At 64.4% G+C, this 15831-nt stretch carries 17 protein-coding genes; 5 read left to right on the forward strand and 12 right to left on the reverse strand.

The window, feature by feature from the left end:
- Positions 1 to 118: 118 nt before the first annotated feature.
- The 3 genes from ABH924_RS15655 to ABH924_RS15665 are packed head-to-tail and all read right to left on the reverse strand — an operon-like array spanning position 119 to position 1806.
- Positions 119 to 397, reverse strand: coding sequence for an acylphosphatase (locus ABH924_RS15655; protein ID WP_404500188.1), 279 nt, complete (start codon positions 395 to 397; stop codon positions 119 to 121).
- Positions 394 to 813 carry a VOC family protein gene (locus ABH924_RS15660; protein WP_404500190.1) on the reverse strand — a complete coding sequence of 140 codons (420 nt, stop codon included), beginning with the start codon at positions 811 to 813 and terminating at the stop codon, positions 394 to 396. The genes ABH924_RS15655 and ABH924_RS15660 overlap by 4 nt, the downstream gene beginning before the upstream one ends.
- A gap of 36 nt (positions 814 to 849) precedes the next feature.
- Complete coding sequence (locus ABH924_RS15665; protein WP_404500192.1) at positions 850 to 1806, reverse strand: LysR family transcriptional regulator; 957 nt, start codon at positions 1804 to 1806, stop codon at positions 850 to 852.
- Positions 1807 to 1911: 105 nt separating this feature from the next.
- On the opposite strand from ABH924_RS15665, the gene ABH924_RS15670 reads away from it, so the two are divergent.
- Complete coding sequence (locus ABH924_RS15670; RefSeq protein WP_404500194.1) at positions 1912 to 3075, forward strand: TDT family transporter; 1164 nt, start codon at positions 1912 to 1914, stop codon at positions 3073 to 3075.
- 159 nt (positions 3076 to 3234) lie between these two features.
- Here the strand turns inward: ABH924_RS15670 and tadA are convergent, their stop codons facing one another.
- On the reverse strand, positions 3235 to 3744 hold the full coding sequence (gene tadA, locus ABH924_RS15675; RefSeq protein WP_404500196.1) for a tRNA adenosine(34) deaminase TadA: 510 nt from the start codon (positions 3742 to 3744) through the stop codon (positions 3235 to 3237).
- Positions 3745 to 3767: 23 nt separating this feature from the next.
- Here tadA and upp point away from each other — a divergent pair, with 23 nt between their 5' ends.
- Positions 3768 to 4403, forward strand: a complete 636-nt coding sequence (gene upp / locus ABH924_RS15680) for a uracil phosphoribosyltransferase (RefSeq protein WP_404500198.1) — start codon at positions 3768 to 3770, stop codon at positions 4401 to 4403.
- Positions 4404 to 4509: 106 nt separating this feature from the next.
- Here the strand turns inward: upp and ABH924_RS15685 are convergent, their stop codons facing one another.
- Positions 4510 to 5217 carry a TetR/AcrR family transcriptional regulator gene (locus ABH924_RS15685; protein ID WP_404500200.1) on the reverse strand — a complete coding sequence of 236 codons (708 nt, stop codon included), beginning with the start codon at positions 5215 to 5217 and terminating at the stop codon, positions 4510 to 4512.
- 100 nt (positions 5218 to 5317) lie between these two features.
- On the opposite strand from ABH924_RS15685, the gene ABH924_RS15690 reads away from it, so the two are divergent.
- The 3 genes from ABH924_RS15690 to ABH924_RS15700 all read left to right on the forward strand — a co-directional run bounded on the left by ABH924_RS15690 (position 5318) and on the right by ABH924_RS15700 (position 8055).
- Positions 5318 to 6787 carry an MFS transporter gene (locus ABH924_RS15690; protein WP_404500202.1) on the forward strand — a complete coding sequence of 490 codons (1470 nt, stop codon included), beginning with the start codon at positions 5318 to 5320 and terminating at the stop codon, positions 6785 to 6787.
- Between the two features lie 158 nt (positions 6788 to 6945).
- Positions 6946 to 7323 (forward strand): VOC family protein, encoded by a 378-nt coding sequence (locus ABH924_RS15695; protein ID WP_234752415.1) that lies wholly within the window; start codon positions 6946 to 6948, stop codon positions 7321 to 7323.
- Positions 7324 to 7377: 54 nt separating this feature from the next.
- Positions 7378 to 8055 carry an HAD-IA family hydrolase gene (locus tag ABH924_RS15700; RefSeq protein WP_404500205.1) on the forward strand — a complete coding sequence of 226 codons (678 nt, stop codon included), beginning with the start codon at positions 7378 to 7380 and terminating at the stop codon, positions 8053 to 8055.
- Here the strand turns inward: ABH924_RS15700 and ABH924_RS15705 are convergent.
- The 7 genes from ABH924_RS15705 to ABH924_RS15735 are packed head-to-tail and all read right to left on the reverse strand — an operon-like array spanning position 7990 to position 15789.
- The gene (locus tag ABH924_RS15705; RefSeq protein ID WP_234752418.1) at positions 7990 to 9057 is read right to left on the reverse strand and encodes a LacI family DNA-binding transcriptional regulator; all 1068 of its coding nucleotides are present in this window, start codon (positions 9055 to 9057) and stop codon (positions 7990 to 7992) included. The two genes, ABH924_RS15700 and ABH924_RS15705, sit on opposite strands and share 66 nt — an antisense overlap.
- Positions 9054 to 10331, reverse strand: coding sequence for a neutral/alkaline non-lysosomal ceramidase N-terminal domain-containing protein (locus ABH924_RS15710; protein WP_404500207.1), 1278 nt, complete (start codon positions 10329 to 10331; stop codon positions 9054 to 9056). Before ABH924_RS15710 ends, ABH924_RS15705 begins: the two co-directional genes overlap by 4 nt.
- The gene (locus ABH924_RS15715; RefSeq protein WP_404500209.1) at positions 10328 to 11491 is read right to left on the reverse strand and encodes an N-acetylglucosamine-6-phosphate deacetylase; all 1164 of its coding nucleotides are present in this window, start codon (positions 11489 to 11491) and stop codon (positions 10328 to 10330) included. Before ABH924_RS15715 ends, ABH924_RS15710 begins: the two co-directional genes overlap by 4 nt.
- Positions 11488 to 12252: a sugar isomerase domain-containing protein gene (locus ABH924_RS15720; protein WP_404500211.1), complete on the reverse strand. Its 765-nt coding sequence runs from the start codon at positions 12250 to 12252 to the stop codon at positions 11488 to 11490. Before ABH924_RS15720 ends, ABH924_RS15715 begins: the two co-directional genes overlap by 4 nt.
- The gene (locus ABH924_RS15725) at positions 12249 to 12998 is read right to left on the reverse strand and encodes a 6-phosphogluconolactonase (protein WP_404500213.1); all 750 of its coding nucleotides are present in this window, start codon (positions 12996 to 12998) and stop codon (positions 12249 to 12251) included. The genes ABH924_RS15720 and ABH924_RS15725 overlap by 4 nt, the downstream gene beginning before the upstream one ends.
- The gene (locus ABH924_RS15730; RefSeq protein ID WP_404500215.1) at positions 12995 to 14260 is read right to left on the reverse strand and encodes an AGE family epimerase/isomerase; all 1266 of its coding nucleotides are present in this window, start codon (positions 14258 to 14260) and stop codon (positions 12995 to 12997) included. The genes ABH924_RS15725 and ABH924_RS15730 overlap by 4 nt, the downstream gene beginning before the upstream one ends.
- A complete protein-coding gene (locus ABH924_RS15735; RefSeq protein ID WP_404500217.1) occupies positions 14257 to 15789 on the reverse strand; it encodes a sodium:solute symporter family protein in 1533 nt (510 codons plus the stop codon). The genes ABH924_RS15730 and ABH924_RS15735 overlap by 4 nt, the downstream gene beginning before the upstream one ends.
- Positions 15790 to 15831: the final 42 nt, after the last annotated feature.

Below are 15831 nucleotides of genomic sequence, written 5' to 3' on the forward strand. Positions count from 1 at the left end.
ATATCATCACTCACCACCAACGATTAACAGGCTCCGGACCAAAAACCCGGTTAAAACGCCGACGCGGCTAAAATTAAACGCGACTGTAGTACTAGGGCTCGGTTCAGTCTGGGGAGGCTCAGTCCACCCAGAATCCGGAGAACTCGCCGGTGGCTTGCGTGAACGTGGCATCCACGTGTTTCACCCGGCCCGGGGCATCCCGGGATTGCAGCCATTCCAGCAAGGAGTCCACGGCGTCGCGATCACCTTCAGCGATTACCTGCACCGAGCCGTCCATCTGGTTGGCCGCCTCTCCGGACAGTCCCAGCATCCGGGCTTGGTGCATTGTCGAGTAGCGGAAACCGACGCCCTGGACGCGGCCGGTCACTGTGGCCGTGACCCGCACCAGGGAACTCATGCGGCACCCGATCCATACGGCCGCGTGATCGCCTCCAGGAAATGCCCGTCCGGATCGGCGAAGTAGACGCCGCGTCCGCCGTCGTTGTGGTTGATCTGGTGGGGGCGGGACCGCGCAGGGTCCGCCCAATAGGCGATTCCTTCGGTCTGGATCCGGGCGAAGATCCCGTCGAAGTCGTCCTCACTGACCAGGAAGGCATAGTGCTGGGGCGAGATGGGCCGGTTCGCCGTGGCGAAATCGAGGGCCACTCCATGGTCAAAGGACACAGTCATGAAGGACCACATGGGTTGCGGCTTCGGCAATCCAAACATGTTGGCCAGGAACTCCGCGGAACGGCGCTTGTCCGTTGCGTAGACGATGGTGTGGTTGAAAGAGACGGTGATGAGGTCCTCCTCAGGTGTGCTGTCTGAGACCATCTGACGTCCAATACCCCGCAATTTCAAGGGCGCTGGCTACGCCCGCGGTTTCACCGGGGTTGCGCCGGGCCTCGGGCGAGCGGCGATAGCGGCGAGGTCTCGCGCAGGGCCGGGAGGCGGAGTATTGCCGCTCAGCCAGACCGCCGTGAGTGTGCGGCGCAGCAGCACCCCGCGCACAGGCACGGCGACCAAGCGCTGAAGGACGACGTCATCCCGCACCGCGAGCGCACTTAGCACGGCAGGAGCCGTTCCTGCAGCCACCGCCGAACGGACTGCCGCCGTCGTCGGCAGTTCCACTAGGGGAGGGGCCGACGGCGGTGCGCCGGCCGCCGCGAGCACGTATTCCAAGGCGTCCCTCGTCCCGCTGCCGTGTTCCCTGGTCACCAGCGCGGTACGGGCCAGTTCGGCGGCGGTGACAGCAGACTTTCGCCGCGCCCACGGGTGGTCCGGCGCCACTACAAGGACCAAGTCGTCTTCTTGGACGCTGGCGGTGCTCAGGCCTGGCGGCAGATGCGGACTCTCTATGAACGCGATTTCGGCGTCCCCGGAACGGACGTGGGCCGCAGCGGTCTCGCTATTGGAAACCGTCAGCTCCACGACGATAGGGGTGGCGCCGGTGCCCTCCTGTTGTCGGCGCAAGGCAACCAGCCAATGGGGCAAGAGATGCTCGGCGATGGTCTGGCTCGCTGCAACGTGCAACTGGCGGAGACTGTCCGAACGGATCGATGCGATTCCGGCGTCGAGCCGTTCCGCCGCGGCGAGGACCTCGGCCGCCCATCCGGCCACCAGAACGCCGGATTCCGTCAGCGTGGAGCCGCGGGGCGTGCGGGTCAGGAGCGGGGCGCCAATCCGTGCCTCCAGGGCTCGCATCCGGGACGAAACAGCCTGCTGGGAAAGCCTTAGCTGCTTGCCGGCTGCCGAGAGGCTCCCCAGCTCGTGCACTGCGGCGAGCATTTCCAGCGCGGAGAGCTCGGGGACACTGGAGCTAAGCACGGCTTCCCTCCTGTGGTGTTGACCAGTCAGGTACAAGTGCAGCTTGTACCCTGACAAGTCTATGCCCACTACTGCGGGGCGACGGGACCCGGAAACATGGATGGCATGGGAAAACTTTCGGACCTCTTCGCCAACCTTACGCCGAACTGGTTTGCCAGCATTATGGGCACCGGAATCGTAGCAACCGCAGCGGTGACGCTGCCCATACAGTTCCCGGGTTTGCGCATCGCAGCAACCGTGCTTTGGGGCGTGGTCTTTCTCCTCCTGATCCTCCTGACTGCCTCGACCGTGGTGCACTGGGTCCGTCATCGCGAAACGGCACTCAGCCACCACAACCACCCAGTCATGGCGCACTTCTACGGCGCACCGCCCATGGCCATGCTCACCGTTGGCGCGGCCACCTTGCTGCTTGGCAAGGACGTGATCGGCGAGCGATTGGCGCTGGGCATCGATGCGGGACTCTGGATCCTCGGCACGGTTCTCGGACTGGCAAGCACGGTTGCCGTGCCGTACCTGCAGTTCACCCGGCACAACGTCACTGCGGCGGATGCCTTCGGCGGCTGGCTGATGCCGGTGGTTCCTCCCATGGTCTCGGCGTCCACGGGGGCTTTGCTGGTGCCGTATGTTCCTTCCGGGCAACTGGGGTTGACGATGCTCATGGCCTGCTACGCGATGTTCGGCCTCAGCCTCATGGCCTCCCTGATCATCATTCCCTTGATCTGGTACCGGCTGGCCCTTCACAAAGACCTGGCGGCCTCTGCCGTCCCTACCCTGTGGATCGTCTTGGGACCGCTGGGACAGTCCATCACGGCGGCCAATCTGCTGGGTTCCAATGCGCATCTGGCTGCGTCCGGGACGCTGGCATCTGCGTTGGAAGTGTTCGGGGTCCTTTATGGGGTGCCGGTTTTGGGTTTTGCACTGATGTGGGCAGCCCTGGCGGCGGTCATCACTGTGCGCACCCTGCGCAGGGGTTTGCCGTTCTCACTGACTTGGTGGTCCTTCACCTTTCCGCTCGGAACCTGTGTCACGGGCTTGAGTGGTCTCGCTGCGCACACGCACTTAGCAGTCTTTGAGGCAATGGCCGTCGGGGGCTACGCGTTGTTGCTTGGCGCGTGGGCCGTTGTTGCCACGCGGACGTTCCACGGAAGTGTCGTCAAAGGAGTACTCTTCCAAGCTCCTGGGGGTGTCGCTCCTGTAGGTGTCGCTTCTGCGGGTGTGGCATCCTGCTCGGTTGTTGGTTCCTCGTTTGGCCTGCCTCGTCGGGCGTGACGGCGTGGCTGTCGCGCCCACGCGACAGGCCTGCCCTGCGTTGGATTTTGCTGGATCATTCCCCACCCCAGGTGTTGTTCACCGCGTGATTCCAGGGGGCTTAGGTTTGTCCACTCGAATGATTGAGCAGAATCCGACGCGGGTGTGCCTGGGCGGCTGCTATTTCCGGTGGGCTTCGAAGAAATCGCGGAGCAACGCTGAACATTCGTTCTCGCGCACGCCTGCGTAGACCTCCACCCAGTGGTTGAGCCTGCGTTCCCGCAAGATATCGAACACGGATCCGGCGGCACCGGCCTTCTCATCCCAGGCGCCGAAGACCACCCGCGGAATCCGGGCCAGCACAATGGCTCCGGCGCACATCGCACACGGCTCCAGCGTCACGACGAGGGTGCAGTCCTCTAGCCGCCAGCCGTCTCCGCCTTCGCCGAGCTCAAGGGCGTGGCGTTGCAGGGCGGCGGCCGCTTCGCGGATGGCGACGATCTCGGCGTGCGCCGTTGGGTCGCCGTGCGCTTCCCGTTCGTTCCGGCCGGCACCCAGCACGCCGCCGTCGGGCCCTAAAACGACTGCGCCGATCGGCACGTCCTCCGTATCGAGCGCCCGCCGGGCCTCGTCCAGGGCCAGACCCATCCAGGCCGCGTGCTCTGCGTGATAAGGCTCGTTGGTGCTCATGCCTCAATGATAGTTTTGGAGTCATGCGCACACTCGTCGTGGACCACCCGCTGGTCGCTCACAAGCTCACCGTTCTGCGGGATAAGAACACTCCTTCACCGGTCTTCCGGCAACTCACCGAAGAGCTCGTCACCCTCCTGGCCTACGAGGCCACCCGGGAGGTCAGGACCGAACCGGTGGAAATCGAAACTCCTGTGACCAAGACGATTGGTACCGCCTTCACCAAGCCGACGCCGCTGGTGGTTCCCATTCTGCGCGCGGGCCTCGGCATGCTCGAGGGCATGACCAAGCTGGTACCCACCGCCGAAGTGGGCTTCCTGGGCATGGCTCGCGACGAAGAGACCCTGGACATCATCACCTACGCCGAGCGTCTCCCCGAGGACCTCACCGGCCGCCAGATCTTTGTCCTGGACCCCATGCTCGCCACCGGCGGCACCCTGCGCGAGGCCATCAAGTTCCTCTTCAAGCGCGGCGCGTCGGACGTCACGTGCATCTGCCTGCTGGCCGCGCCGGAAGGCCTGGCCAAGCTCGAAGAAGAGCTTTCCGAGGCCAACGTCAAGATCGTTCTCGCCTCGATTGACGAGAGGCTCAACGAAAAGGCCTACATTGTTCCGGGCCTGGGCGACGCCGGAGACCGCCTGTACGGCGTGACCGGCTAGCGAGGCCATCCGCGAATTCGTGGGTGTGGGCCGTGGGCTGGGTTCCGGCGGAACGCAGCCCACGGCCCGCACCCACGGTCTCGGCGCGGACGGCGCAGCCCGAGCCTCACCCCGCCCGGCGCTGCGCCTTGCTTGCCTTGAGCACCATGGGCAGCTTGGACCGCAGGGTGCACTCAAGCAACTCCTCGGCGGTCTCGTCCTGCTCGTAGACTTCCGGCAGGCGGATGCCGATCAGGGTGTTCATGAGCATGCCCTGGGCAAGGAAGTCGCGGGCGGTTTCGGGGGACAGGCCGGCTTCGTCCCGCACCAGGCGGTAAATATCCAGGAATCCTTCCCTGGCACGTGCCCCGATGGCGGGTTCATGGCCTGACACGAAAGCTTGCATGAGCATCATGAGGATCCCGCGGTCCTCCACCAGATCCGCGTAGGCGATGGCCATGAGCTGCTTGAGCTGTTCCGGTCGTCCGCTGCCGGCGGCAGGATCAAGGCGCTGGAGTCCTTCGGCGAGTTCTCCGGCGTCGTACGCCGCGATGACGTCGCGGAATGCGCGCAGCAACTTGCCCTGGGCGCGGTCCAAGGCCTCCAGGAACAGGGTCTCCTTGGTGCCGAACATCCGCACGACGTATGGCTGGCTGATGCCCGCAGCCTTTGCCACCTGGTCCGTGGTGGAACCGGCGTAGCCACGCTCGGCGAAGACGCCGGTGGCGGCTTCCAGGATCAGTTCGCGCCGTTGAGCCGCGGGTATACGTTCGGCCGTTGCCTGGCTGGTTGAGCCGCTTTCCGGGGCGCCTGTGCCCGCTGTTTTCTTCACCACACTTGACATGTTATCAGCTGATAACTAACTTGGGCCTTTAAGTAATCATTCGATTACAACAAGTCGAAAACGGCACCCTCAGCGACCCCGTGGAGTCATCATGAAACGCACCATTCCCGTCTGGTTGGCCATTGTGGCGGCCTCCCTTCCCGTCTTCATGGCCACCCTGGACAACCTTGTGGTCACCAATGCACTGCCCGTGATGCACAAGGCCCTCGGCGCGAGCGTCGAGGAACTGCAGTGGATCGTCAACGCCTACTCCCTGAGCTTCGCGGCGTTCATGCTGCTGGCCGTCGGCCTGGGGGACCGCTTCGGCCGCCGCCACGTCTTCATCGCCGGTCTTGCCATCTTCACCCTGGCTTCCGCAGCGGCAGCCGTCAGCACGGATCCGTTGCAGCTCATCGCGGCCCGCGCAGTCCAAGGCGTTGGTTCCGCGGCGCTCATGCCGCTATCGCTCACCCTGCTGGTGGGCTCGGTCAGTGACAAGCTGCGCCCGCTCGCCATCGGCATCTGGGGCGGAGTCTCCGGCCTTGGTGTCGCCCTTGGGCCGCTGATCGGCGGCGCCGTGGTGGAAGGCTGGAGCTGGGAAGCGATCTTCTGGCTCAACGTACCCATCGGAATCCTGTCGATTCCGCTCGCGATCTTCGCGCTGCCGAACGGCTTCGGCGCACGCATCCGCGCCGACGTCGTTGGCCTTCTTCTCTCCGGACTGGGCCTCTTGGCGCTCGTCTTCGGCATTGTCCGAGGGAACGACGCCGGCTGGTCCAGTGCCGAAGTGCTCGGCGCCTTGATCGGTGGCGGGGTCCTGCTGCTCGCCTTCGTTCTGTGGGAATCCCGCGTCGCCGCGCCGCTGCTTCCGCTCCGGCTCTTCCGCGACCGTAGCTTCACCGTGGCCAACCTGATCGGCCTGACCTTCAGCTTCGGGATCTTCGGGTCCGTCTTCATCCTCATCCAGTTCCTGCAGGTAGTGCAGGGCCATGGACCCCTCGCGGCCGGCGCCATGACGATGCCCTGGACGTTGGCCCCCATGTTCGTCGCACCGCTGGCAGGCCTGCTGGCACCCCGGCTTGGCACCAGGACCCTGATGATCACGGGCCTTGCGCTGCTCACAGCCGGCATGTTCTGGCTGGCCGGAGTCCTTTCCGCGACCGTCCCGTACGAAACGTTGGTGCCAGGCTTTGTGGCCGCAGGAATCGGGATGGGCCTGGTTTTCGCCCCGATGTCGACGTCGGTGCTCGCCAACATGCGCGCCGAGGACCACGCAAAAGCGAGCGGCACCAACTCCACGCTCCGCGAGATCGGTGTAGCACTGGGCGTAGCCGTCCTGACGGCAGTTTTCACAGGAGCCGGCGGCAAACTCACTCCCACGGGCTATGTGGACGCGGCCATTCCCGCCATCTACGTTGGTGCCTCCGTCCTGGTCCTTGCCACGTTGGTGGCATGGCTCCTTCCGTCCCGCGCCCGCGCACGCAGCCTGGCGGCTCAACTCGCCGCAAGCGAGGCTGAAACCGAAGCTGGAGCGGGCGCCCGGGCGGGCGTCGTCGTCGAGCCTTCCCTGCAAAACGCCTAGCCAGGTCCCGCGGATTCGCGGGTGTGGGGGGGGGGGGGGGGGGGGGGGGGGCGCCCCCCCCCCCCCCCCCCGGCCCACACCCACGGTCGAGGCGTTGCCGCGGTGCCGGATCGATTGCCCCCTACCGGTTTTCCGGCTCCGCCGATAGCCTTTGGCGCATGGACTGGAAACTTGAACTTGTGTTTGTCCCTGTGTCCGATGTGGACCGCGCCAAGGATTTCTACGTCAACAAAGTGGGCTTCAACGCCGACTACGACGAGCGGCCCATGGACGGCATCCGCTTCGTCCAACTGACTCCGCCTGGCTCGGCCTGCTCCATCTGCATCGGCGAGGGCCTGAACGACGCCCCTCCAGGGACCGCCCCCAGCCTGCAGATGGTGGTGGGGGATATCCAGGAGGCCCACAGCCAGCTCAAGGCCAACGGCGTGGAAGTCAGCGACATTGACATCCAGGATTGGGGCCACTTTGTCTACTTCGCCGATCCGGACGGCAACAAGTGGGCCGTTCAGTACATCCCCAACAGGCCCAACGGCTAGGACTCACACTGTAAAAGTTGGGCGGAGGACCAGCTTCAACGGCAGGATGGATTCATGAACCTGCCTGCTGAAGCCGTGAAAACCCTGACCGTCCGGGCTGTCCTGTTCGATATGGACGGCACTTTGGTGGATTCCACCGCGATCGTGGAGCAAGTGTGGAGCGAATTCGCCGGCCGGTATGGACTGGACATCGACGAGATCCTGCGGACTTCACACGGGGTCCAGGCCAAGGACACGGTGCGCCGTTTCGCCCCGGCCGGAGCTGACATCGACGCGCTCGCCGAGGAACTCGGCGAGATGGAGCGGACCCGGACGGACGGGATCGTGGCGTTGCCCGGAGCCGGGGAACTGCTGCGGTCCTTGCCGGCCGACGCCGTCGCGATGGTCACCTCGGCCGATCGGATCCTCGCCGGGGTGCGCATGCAGGCAGCCGGACTCCAGATGCCTGCGACCACTGTCACCTCCGAGGCCGTGACCCGCGGCAAGCCCGACCCTGAAGGCTACCTCAGGGCCGCGGCGCTGCTGGGTGCCGAGCCGGGCGACGTCGTCGTGTTCGAAGATGCCCCCGCGGGCATCGCTTCCGCCCGTGCGGCCGGCATGCGGACCGTGGTGGTGGGCGACGCCGGCGGCGAGGCAGCGGATGGGCTGTGGCAGATAGCGGATTACTCAGCTGTCACTGCCACGGCCAGTCTGGACGCTTCGGGTCGCCGGGTAATCGAGCTCCGGTTCTAGCGTTAGCGGGCTGGACGTAGGCCGGACCGGTCCTGCTGTTCCCCTGAGGACGAGGGTTCCTTCGAAGATGATCCTCGCTCCGGGCAGGCTGGTTGAGCCTGGGTTCTCGGATAGGGCAGCGACGGCGCGCCGGGCTGCTGCACCGACATTGACCGCGATCGTCGAAAGTGCAGGAAACGTTGTGGTCGCGAGGGTGTCGTCGCATCCGATGACGCTCAAGTCCTTCGGGACGTCCACGCCTGCGGCAGCAAACCCGCCCATCAGGCCGTGCGCGATGACGTCGTCGAAAGCGATGACTGCGGTGACGCCGGACACTGCCACCGAATCGCTGAGAGCCTTCGCCGCTTCGTAGGTGCCCGGATCCGCGCTGAAGTGCGTGACCTCGAGGGCATGGACCTTCGAGAAGTTGTCCACGGCCGAGCGACGCTGCTTGTTTGCCCAAGATTGTGGTGGCCCGCCGACGTAGGCCACGCGACGGTGGCCGAGCTCGGACAGGTGTGTCAGCGCGGAGCGGATGGCCGCCGTAGTGTCCAGCAGTACCCGGTAGGTCTCCTGAACATCGCGGTTGATGAAGGCCACGCGCTGGGAATCGGCGATTTGCCGGATGCGGGCCGAAGCGAGCCGGGATGAAACGACGATCAGCCCTTCAACCTGGGGCGCCATCCGTGAGATGAGACGATCTTCGCGATTCGGGTCTTCATCCGTGTCCGCCAAGAATACGGATAGTCCGAGGTCGCTCGCGTAGTTTTGAGCCGCCCGGACCAGCGGAGGGAAGAACGGGTTGGCAATGTCCGGCACGATGAGTCCGATCGCCCCGGCACGACCTGTTGAGAGGGCGCGTGCGTGATGGTTCGGTACGTAGCCGGCGGCTTCGGCAGCTTTTTGTACCAGCGCCACCGTCTCCGGTTTGAGGAGGTTCGGCCGGGTAAAGGCCCTCGACACGGTTGAGGGAGCGATGCCGAGTTCGGCCGCCAACTGCGTGATGGTTGGACGGCCTGTCATTGGAGCTCACCCATGAGTTCCAATGCGGCCTGGATCAGCGCTTCGGCACTGCCAGGCGCGAAGGGGGCCGGCATGCCGTAGTAGCGGTGCGCGTCCTCCACCTCGTATCCTCCGAAATCATATTCATCAGCGGCTGGGAAGTATCCTGGGCACCCGTTGGTGTAACCAGTGACGAATACGGGCCCCTCGACCCGGGAGGCGATGGCTTCCGTTGCGGCCAGGAATGGTTCTCCGGGTAATCCTACGAGGGTCAGGCCCTGCCAGTTGAAGACGCTCACCGGGGCCTCCCAGGACAATTCCTCTTCGGGACGGCGGTCCACGGCCCACTGCTTCCACGCGTTGAGAAGGGATCGCCGGCCCGTCGCTGCCGAAACCGCTTCGGCCTCCCACTGCCGGCTCAACTCCGCGGGCGAAACCGCATCGCGCGAATTCATTGCCACGCTGATGGTCCTCCGGGCGGCGGAGGTCTTCCCGGAATCGGAGACGGATAGGAGCGGGGTCCCCAACACGGATGCGGCCACATGTTCTCCGATCTTGCGCGCCTGCTCCATCGTCCTGCCGGCGGAGCCGGAAAGCGTGTACGACGCGTCGGCGGGATGGCCCGAGTTGATGTCCCCGGCGGTCCCGGGCAGGAAAAGGGCCACTGAGCCGGGGGAACGTTCCTCCAGGACCCTCCTGGTGAACGCCGGGTAATCGCCGCTGATGAGCCGGTTTTCCGGACCCAGGACCACCGGGTGGCAGGGATAGAGAACAATCCAGGCAACCACTTCTCCGCTTGCGTCGTTGAAAGAGGCAACCTGGACTGGCGGATCCACGGCACGTTCGGGATGGCGTCGGTTCCTGGCAACGTCCACTCCGCGAGATTGGCCGTATTGCAGGGTCGCCGGCCGCTGGGAGGCCACGGCGGCCTCCGTGGCCTCGCGGCAAGCCAAGACGATCTCCTCCAGGAGCCGCGGATCATGGCCTCCGAGCCGGCCCGGCATGACGCACGGGCCCGCGTGCGTGTGGGTCGCGGTGATCGCGACACGTTCCGGCATAAGCGGCAAACCGTGTGCGATGCGGGTGCATGTGTCTTCATGGAGGCCGCATACATCCACAGTGATCCAGCAGGTGTCATCGACGGCCAGCGCCCGGATGGTTAGGGGATCGTGGACGCCGGTGCTCGGTTCCGTCCTAGCCGCGAATCCGGCCATTGGGGTACCTGCGGGCGGAAAGATCTCGACGACGGCGGCGCCGACTCGCAGGACGGCCTGCTGGGGTTGGCTGGTACTCATTCCGGTTCGCCCGATACCTTTCGACCGCCTTGGATAACCGCGGTAATGGTCCCTGCTTCGGGTCCGCCCGCGGTGATCAGGACAAAATCTGCCGGGGAACCGACTTGAAGGTGGCCGAGCCCCGGTCGGGTACCCGGGATCACCCGGGCGGGAGTGGACGTCACCATTTTGAGGGCTTCCGATAGATCCAGGCCGACATTTCGGATCACGTTCCGGAAACCGTCCGGGAGGGTAGCGGCGGCCCCTGCGAGCAGATCCGTGCCCACATGGGAGAGCCTCCCGCCAGGGGCAAGATCCACCAGGCCGCCCACGGAAGTACGGTGGCGGCCTGGCTCGCTGCCGGCCAGCGCGGTGCTGTCCGAAACCAGATAAGCGCGTTCGGGGGTCTTGGCCCTGATCATGACTTTCAGCGTATCGCTGGGCAAGTGGTGGCCATCCGCTATGAGTCCTGCCGTGAGGCGGTCGTCAGCGAGTTGAGTCCACAGGGCATTGGGGTGCCTGGGCAGGGTGGTGGCTATGCCGTTGCCTAGATGGGTGGCCAGGCTGGCTCCCGCGGTGATGGCAGCCGTGATTTGTTCAGGACTCGCGTGCGTGTGTCCGATGGCCACATGGAGGCCGAGTTCGCGGATTTGGGCGATCTGGGCCGGCGCGTCGGGCGTATGGGGGGAGACGGTGACGATGCCGACCATTCCGCTTGCGCGAAGCCAGCGCCGGACCTCCTGGACGTCCAAGGGGCGCACGAAGTCGGCGTCGTGGACGCCCCGGGGACCGTCCTGATCCGAGATGAACGGGCCCTCGATGTGGACGCAGGGGATGGCTGCCCTGGTGCTTGGATCAATTTCGCAGGCCCGGTTGATCTGTTCGAGCGCGCCGGTGATTGCCTCTTCCGACGCTGTCACGATGGTTGGCACCCACGTCGTGACGCCCAGCTTCGCCAGCTCCGCGCTCATGTCGATGATGGTTTGCGGCGTGACGTCAGCGGCGTTGACGTCTAGTCCGCCGTAACCGTTGACCTGGCCGTCGATAAACCCCGGTGCGATGACGGGCAGCCCCTGGTCCGGATCGATCTCCCGCACCGACAGGATGGTCGTGTCGTAGGCGATTTCTATGTTGGTCCCCCGGTGGGGGTCTTTGCCCACAATGGTTTTCGGGTGTGTCACAGCTTGCGTACCCGTCCTTTGAAACGTGAAATGAATTGCTGGTTGGCTGCGTCCCCGCCTGGAGCATTTCCCGATCTCCACAATGGCGGCTCAATCCCGATTTCGTTCAGCTTGCTGATAGTGGACATCATGAGCCAGTTCAGGGTGAAGGCATTGGCGAACGTGGACACAGCTGCTGTTTTTTCCTGTGCCCCGGGGACCTTCATGACGGCGTCTCCGACAGGAACCTTCGTGTCGATGTGGTGGTCGACCACGTCGTGCAGATTCAGCTTTTGCGGATGCCGTGCGGGATGGTCACTGGCTGTTTCCTCTGCGTGCTCCCGCGAGGAAACGCCGATGGTCTTGACCGATAGTTCACGTGCCGTCAGTGCCGCGTCGATGAGGGCACTGTTGATGCCGTACGCGTTGACCAGGATCAGGACGTCCCCTGGTCCGAGGCCCGCATCCTCGATGACGATCCGGCCGTAACCCGGAGTCCGTTCCATGGCCATTGACCGGAGGGCGCCGCTGGAGAGCAGGGTGCCTTCGTCCAAAATGGCCGAGACGTGCATCAACCCGCCTGCCCGGAAGAACACTTCCTGGCTCGCCAGGTTCGAGTGACCGCCTGGGCCGTAGATGTGTACCAGTTCGTCCTTGGCCACCTGGGCCGCGAGAATGCCGGCGGCGATGCTGATGTTTTCGGCTTCTTCCAGGCGGATGCGCTCAAGGAGCTCGGTGATTCTTCCGAGGTAGTCCTGCGAGAGCTGCTCACTTGCGTTCATCGCGGATCGGATTCGGCGTCGAGGTAGATGGTGACGTTGGGGTGCGTGCGAAGCGCAGTACCGGGATGGTCTCCGCTGACCGGCTGGCTCAGCGTGTTGTAGACGGCCATCCTTTTGGCAAGACCGGGGACGGAAGCGATGATTTCGGAGGCATGCAACAACCGCGGGATGGAGACGGTGATGGCGCGCTGCGGAACGCCGTCGACACTCGCGAAATGCCCTTCGTCCACCTGTTGTTGGCGGCTTACTTGGTCCAGGTTGATGACGCGGGCGGGCAGCGGGTCAGTGAGGTCGGCCGGGGGATCGTTGAAGGCAAGATGGCCGTTGACTCCCAAGCCGAGCAGGACGAGGTCAAAGGGATCTTGGCCCATCAGCTTGCCATAGCGCTGCGCTTCCTCTTCGGCGGGGTTCCCCGGGTTTATGCGGTGAAAGGTGGTCGACGGAAGGTGGCTGAAGAATTTGCGTTGCAGCCAGTTTCCGAATCCTTGAGGTGCGTCGGCCTCGAGCGCGAGGTAGTCGTCCATGTGGAAACACGTTATGCGGGCCCAATCGATGCCGGGTTGCTGGGCGAGCGCCTGAAGCGTTGCCTCCTGGCTGGGAGCTGCTGCGAGCATCAGCCGGACCTGCCGTTGGTTCCGGAGCGCCCTGCGTAGCGTTTCCGCTGCGTGCGCGCCGGCGTGTTTCCCCAGTGCGGCCCGGTCCGGGTGTGTGGAAACGGCGGGGCTGTAAGTGGTCTGTGCTGTCACGTGTGTGTCCTTCGGGTTTCTAGTTCAGTAGTCAGGAGGAGTGATCGGGCTATATGGAAGGGGTCCTTGACTGGCAGCGCCACCACCTTGTCGAGGGGCTTTCCCGCGCGGTCGCGTATTTGCAGCCACTCCTGGCCGGAGGGGTCCGGAAATGTGTCGAGGGTGTAGGTCCAGATTCGCTCATGCCAGTCCAGGAGGTCGGGACGCCCGAAACGCTCGGCGAGCAGCCTGCTCGCGTAGAGGGCCTCAACCTGGACCCACCAGAGCTTGGTGTCCCATGTCTGGGTCACCAAGGTTTCGTAGGTGTCGTTGCCGAGGAGCCTGCCCCGTGGTTCTGCTCCGGTGCCGTCGACGTATCGGAAGATGCCGCCGTGCTGGTCATCCCAGCCGGCTTCGAGTGCCCGGACGGCAAGGTCCGGTAGCCAGTCCGGAATGTGAGGCGCGAGATCAGGAATGATCTCGACTGCTTCCATGACCATCCAGAGCATCTCTAGAAGGTGACCGGGGGTTCGGTGGCGGGCCAGGAGGGTGTCCAGATCATCGCTGCTGTCGGGTCGGTATTCCCACCAGGAGTCGGCCTTCCACATGCCTTCAGAGGTGCCGTCGCCGAGGAGTTGAGACAGCGCGGCACCGGCTGTGTCGGCGCTTTCAGCAGAGCCGCTGGCCAAATGCAGCTGGGCGCCCACATTTAGTAGCAGCATCAGCCCGGCCGCGTCCTTGAATCCGGCCCGGACGCGGTATGGCTCGGACGGAGCGTTCCGGGCCTCGATTCTTTCTTCGGCGTGGGCGAGAAGTGCGTGGGCTGATTGCAGCCACCCTTCACGTTCCCGCTCTGAAGCTTGGGGAAGCCGGGCTGCACCCGCCAGGCCCAAGGCCGCAAAGAGGTCGGCCAGTACGCTGACCGCGATCTCCCCTTGCGGCCCGGACGGTAGCGCCTGCCCTTCAGCCGATGTGCGGTATGCCGTCACACTGCCGTCCAGGATGGCGTGTTCTTGGATGAACCTGGCCGTTTCAATCGACAGAGTGGCCCACAACCGGGGATCTTCGCCGATGATTCCGGCCTCGCTGTCCAGCGCAATCCTTGAGCAGAGCCAGGCCCAGCGGCCTTGGGACCACGTATATTTTTCGTTCGAAAGCAATCGTCCTGAGTTGGAAAAGCAAGTGAAAACCCCGCCGTTTTTCCTGTCGACCCCGTTCTCGAGCCACCAAGGGAGGACGCCCTTGAGCAGCTGATCCCGTATTTCGGATCCGGTTGCGCTCATGCGACGGCGCTTTCAACTGGAAGCGATACGGCCGGCTCAAGGTCGCGGTCAAGGGACTCGACAAGGGCGTCGGAAGCCTCGTTGTGCCAAGGGCGTAGCCAGCCGAAGACGCAATAGACGATCGCGGACGCAAGCACCGGGGCGGCCACGTTGATTGTCTGCGCACTGGCCGTGCCCAGGCTCGCGATGGGAGCGGCCAGGGCGTACTTTGCGAGTGCGAAAACGATCAAACCGGTGGCCCAGGAGAACAAGGCTGCCGATGGGCCGCAGCGCCGGAATGGGCGCAGCATCCCCAGCAGCATGGGAACGGCGATTGGCCCCACCAAGGCCCCGAACCAGAGGATTATCAGGCCCAGGACGCCGCCGAATGAATCCGCGCTCAGGGCAATGACCATCGACAAGCCGATGAACAGGAAGGTGGAAATGCGGCCACCCAGTAGTTCCGCACGCGAAGTCAGGGGCCGCCGGGAACCGCGCAACGCAGGGATGATGTCCCGGATGACGACGGCGGAAATCGCGTTGGCGTCCGAAGAGGTCATGGCCATGGTGTGTGAGAACATTCCGGCGACGACCAAGCCCACCAGGCCGGCTGGCAGCAGCTGCTGGGTCAGGAGCGCATAAGCCTGATCCGGGTGCGTCAGATTGGGCAAGATCAGCGGCGCGGCCCACATGGGGAAGAAGAGCACCAGTGGCCACACGAGATAGAGCGCGCCCGAAAGCAGGACTGATTTGCGGGCCGCTGTGCCGGACGGGGCGGCAATGAAGCGTTGAGCCAGATTCCAGGTTCCTCCGTTGTAGGAAATGGTGCTGATCAGGCAGTAGGCGAGGAAGAATCCGATGGTGTAGTCGCCGGCGAATGGCTGCGAGTGGGAGGCCGGCAGCCGCGACCAGATTCCGGCGATCGAGGAAACGCCCCCAAGTTTGGCCACGGCGAAGATGAGCATCGCAATGCCCGCCACGGACTGGATGATGAATTGGCCCATATCGGTCAACGCGTCCGCCCACAAGCCGCCAATGGTCGAGTAGATGAGCGTGACCCCGCCGACGATCAGGATGCCGACTGCAATCGGAACCCCGGCGAACACGTTCAGGAGGATCGCACTAGCCGCCCACTTGGCGGCTACGTCGAAGACTTTCAATGCAGCACCGGACCAAGCCAGTACTTGCTGAGCGGGCAGGTTGTAGCGCGTGGCCAGGTATTCGAGCGGGGAGATGATTCCGAAACGCTGCCTCAGGCGCGGCCAGCGCGGGGCGAAAAAGACAGAGCCCACAAGGCAAGCGATGGTGATCGTGAGCGCCCACCAGACATACAGTGCGAAACCGGTGGTGTAGGCGATGGCGGCGTAGGCCACGAAGACAGCAGCCGAATAGCCGGACATGTGGTGGGAAATTCCCGCCAGCCACCACGGCATCTTCCCACCGGCGGTGAAGAAGTCGGCAGCGTTTTTCACTCGACTCTTGGCCCACCAGCCAATCCCTATCATGACCACGAAGTAGGCCCCTAAAACGAGCCAGTCGGCGAAATACATACATCCTCCTTGATGCGATGAAGCTTGGAAACAGGATCTGCA

Origin of the sequence: Arthrobacter sp. GAS37 (genome assembly GCF_044908325.1) — a bacterium.
Lineage (GTDB): Bacteria > Actinomycetota > Actinomycetes > Actinomycetales > Micrococcaceae > Arthrobacter > Arthrobacter ramosus.

Bases quoted from the DNA above. Each gene is read 5' to 3' on its own strand.
- ABH924_RS15655 (WP_404500188.1), bottom strand. From the start codon at position 397: ATGAGTTCCCTGGTGCGGGTCACGGCCACAGTGACCGGCCGCGTCCAG.
- ABH924_RS15660 (WP_404500190.1), bottom strand. From the start codon at position 813: ATGGTCTCAGACAGCACACCTGAGGAGGACCTCATCACCGTCTCTTTC.
- ABH924_RS15670 (WP_404500194.1), top strand. From the start codon at position 1,912: ATGGGAAAACTTTCGGACCTCTTCGCCAACCTTACGCCGAACTGGTTT.
- tadA (WP_404500196.1), bottom strand. From the start codon at position 3,744: ATGAGCACCAACGAGCCTTATCACGCAGAGCACGCGGCCTGGATGGGT.
- upp (WP_404500198.1), top strand. From the start codon at position 3,768: ATGCGCACACTCGTCGTGGACCACCCGCTGGTCGCTCACAAGCTCACC.
- ABH924_RS15690 (WP_404500202.1), top strand. From the start codon at position 5,318: ATGAAACGCACCATTCCCGTCTGGTTGGCCATTGTGGCGGCCTCCCTT.
- ABH924_RS15695 (WP_234752415.1), top strand. From the start codon at position 6,946: ATGGACTGGAAACTTGAACTTGTGTTTGTCCCTGTGTCCGATGTGGAC.
- ABH924_RS15700 (WP_404500205.1), top strand. From the start codon at position 7,378: ATGAACCTGCCTGCTGAAGCCGTGAAAACCCTGACCGTCCGGGCTGTC.
- ABH924_RS15705 (WP_234752418.1), bottom strand. From the start codon at position 9,057: ATGACAGGCCGTCCAACCATCACGCAGTTGGCGGCCGAACTCGGCATC.
- ABH924_RS15710 (WP_404500207.1), bottom strand. From the start codon at position 10,331: ATGAGTACCAGCCAACCCCAGCAGGCCGTCCTGCGAGTCGGCGCCGCC.
- ABH924_RS15720 (WP_404500211.1), bottom strand. From the start codon at position 12,252: ATGAACGCAAGTGAGCAGCTCTCGCAGGACTACCTCGGAAGAATCACC.
- ABH924_RS15730 (WP_404500215.1), bottom strand. From the start codon at position 14,260: ATGAGCGCAACCGGATCCGAAATACGGGATCAGCTGCTCAAGGGCGTC.
- ABH924_RS15735 (WP_404500217.1), bottom strand. From the start codon at position 15,789: ATGTATTTCGCCGACTGGCTCGTTTTAGGGGCCTACTTCGTGGTCATG.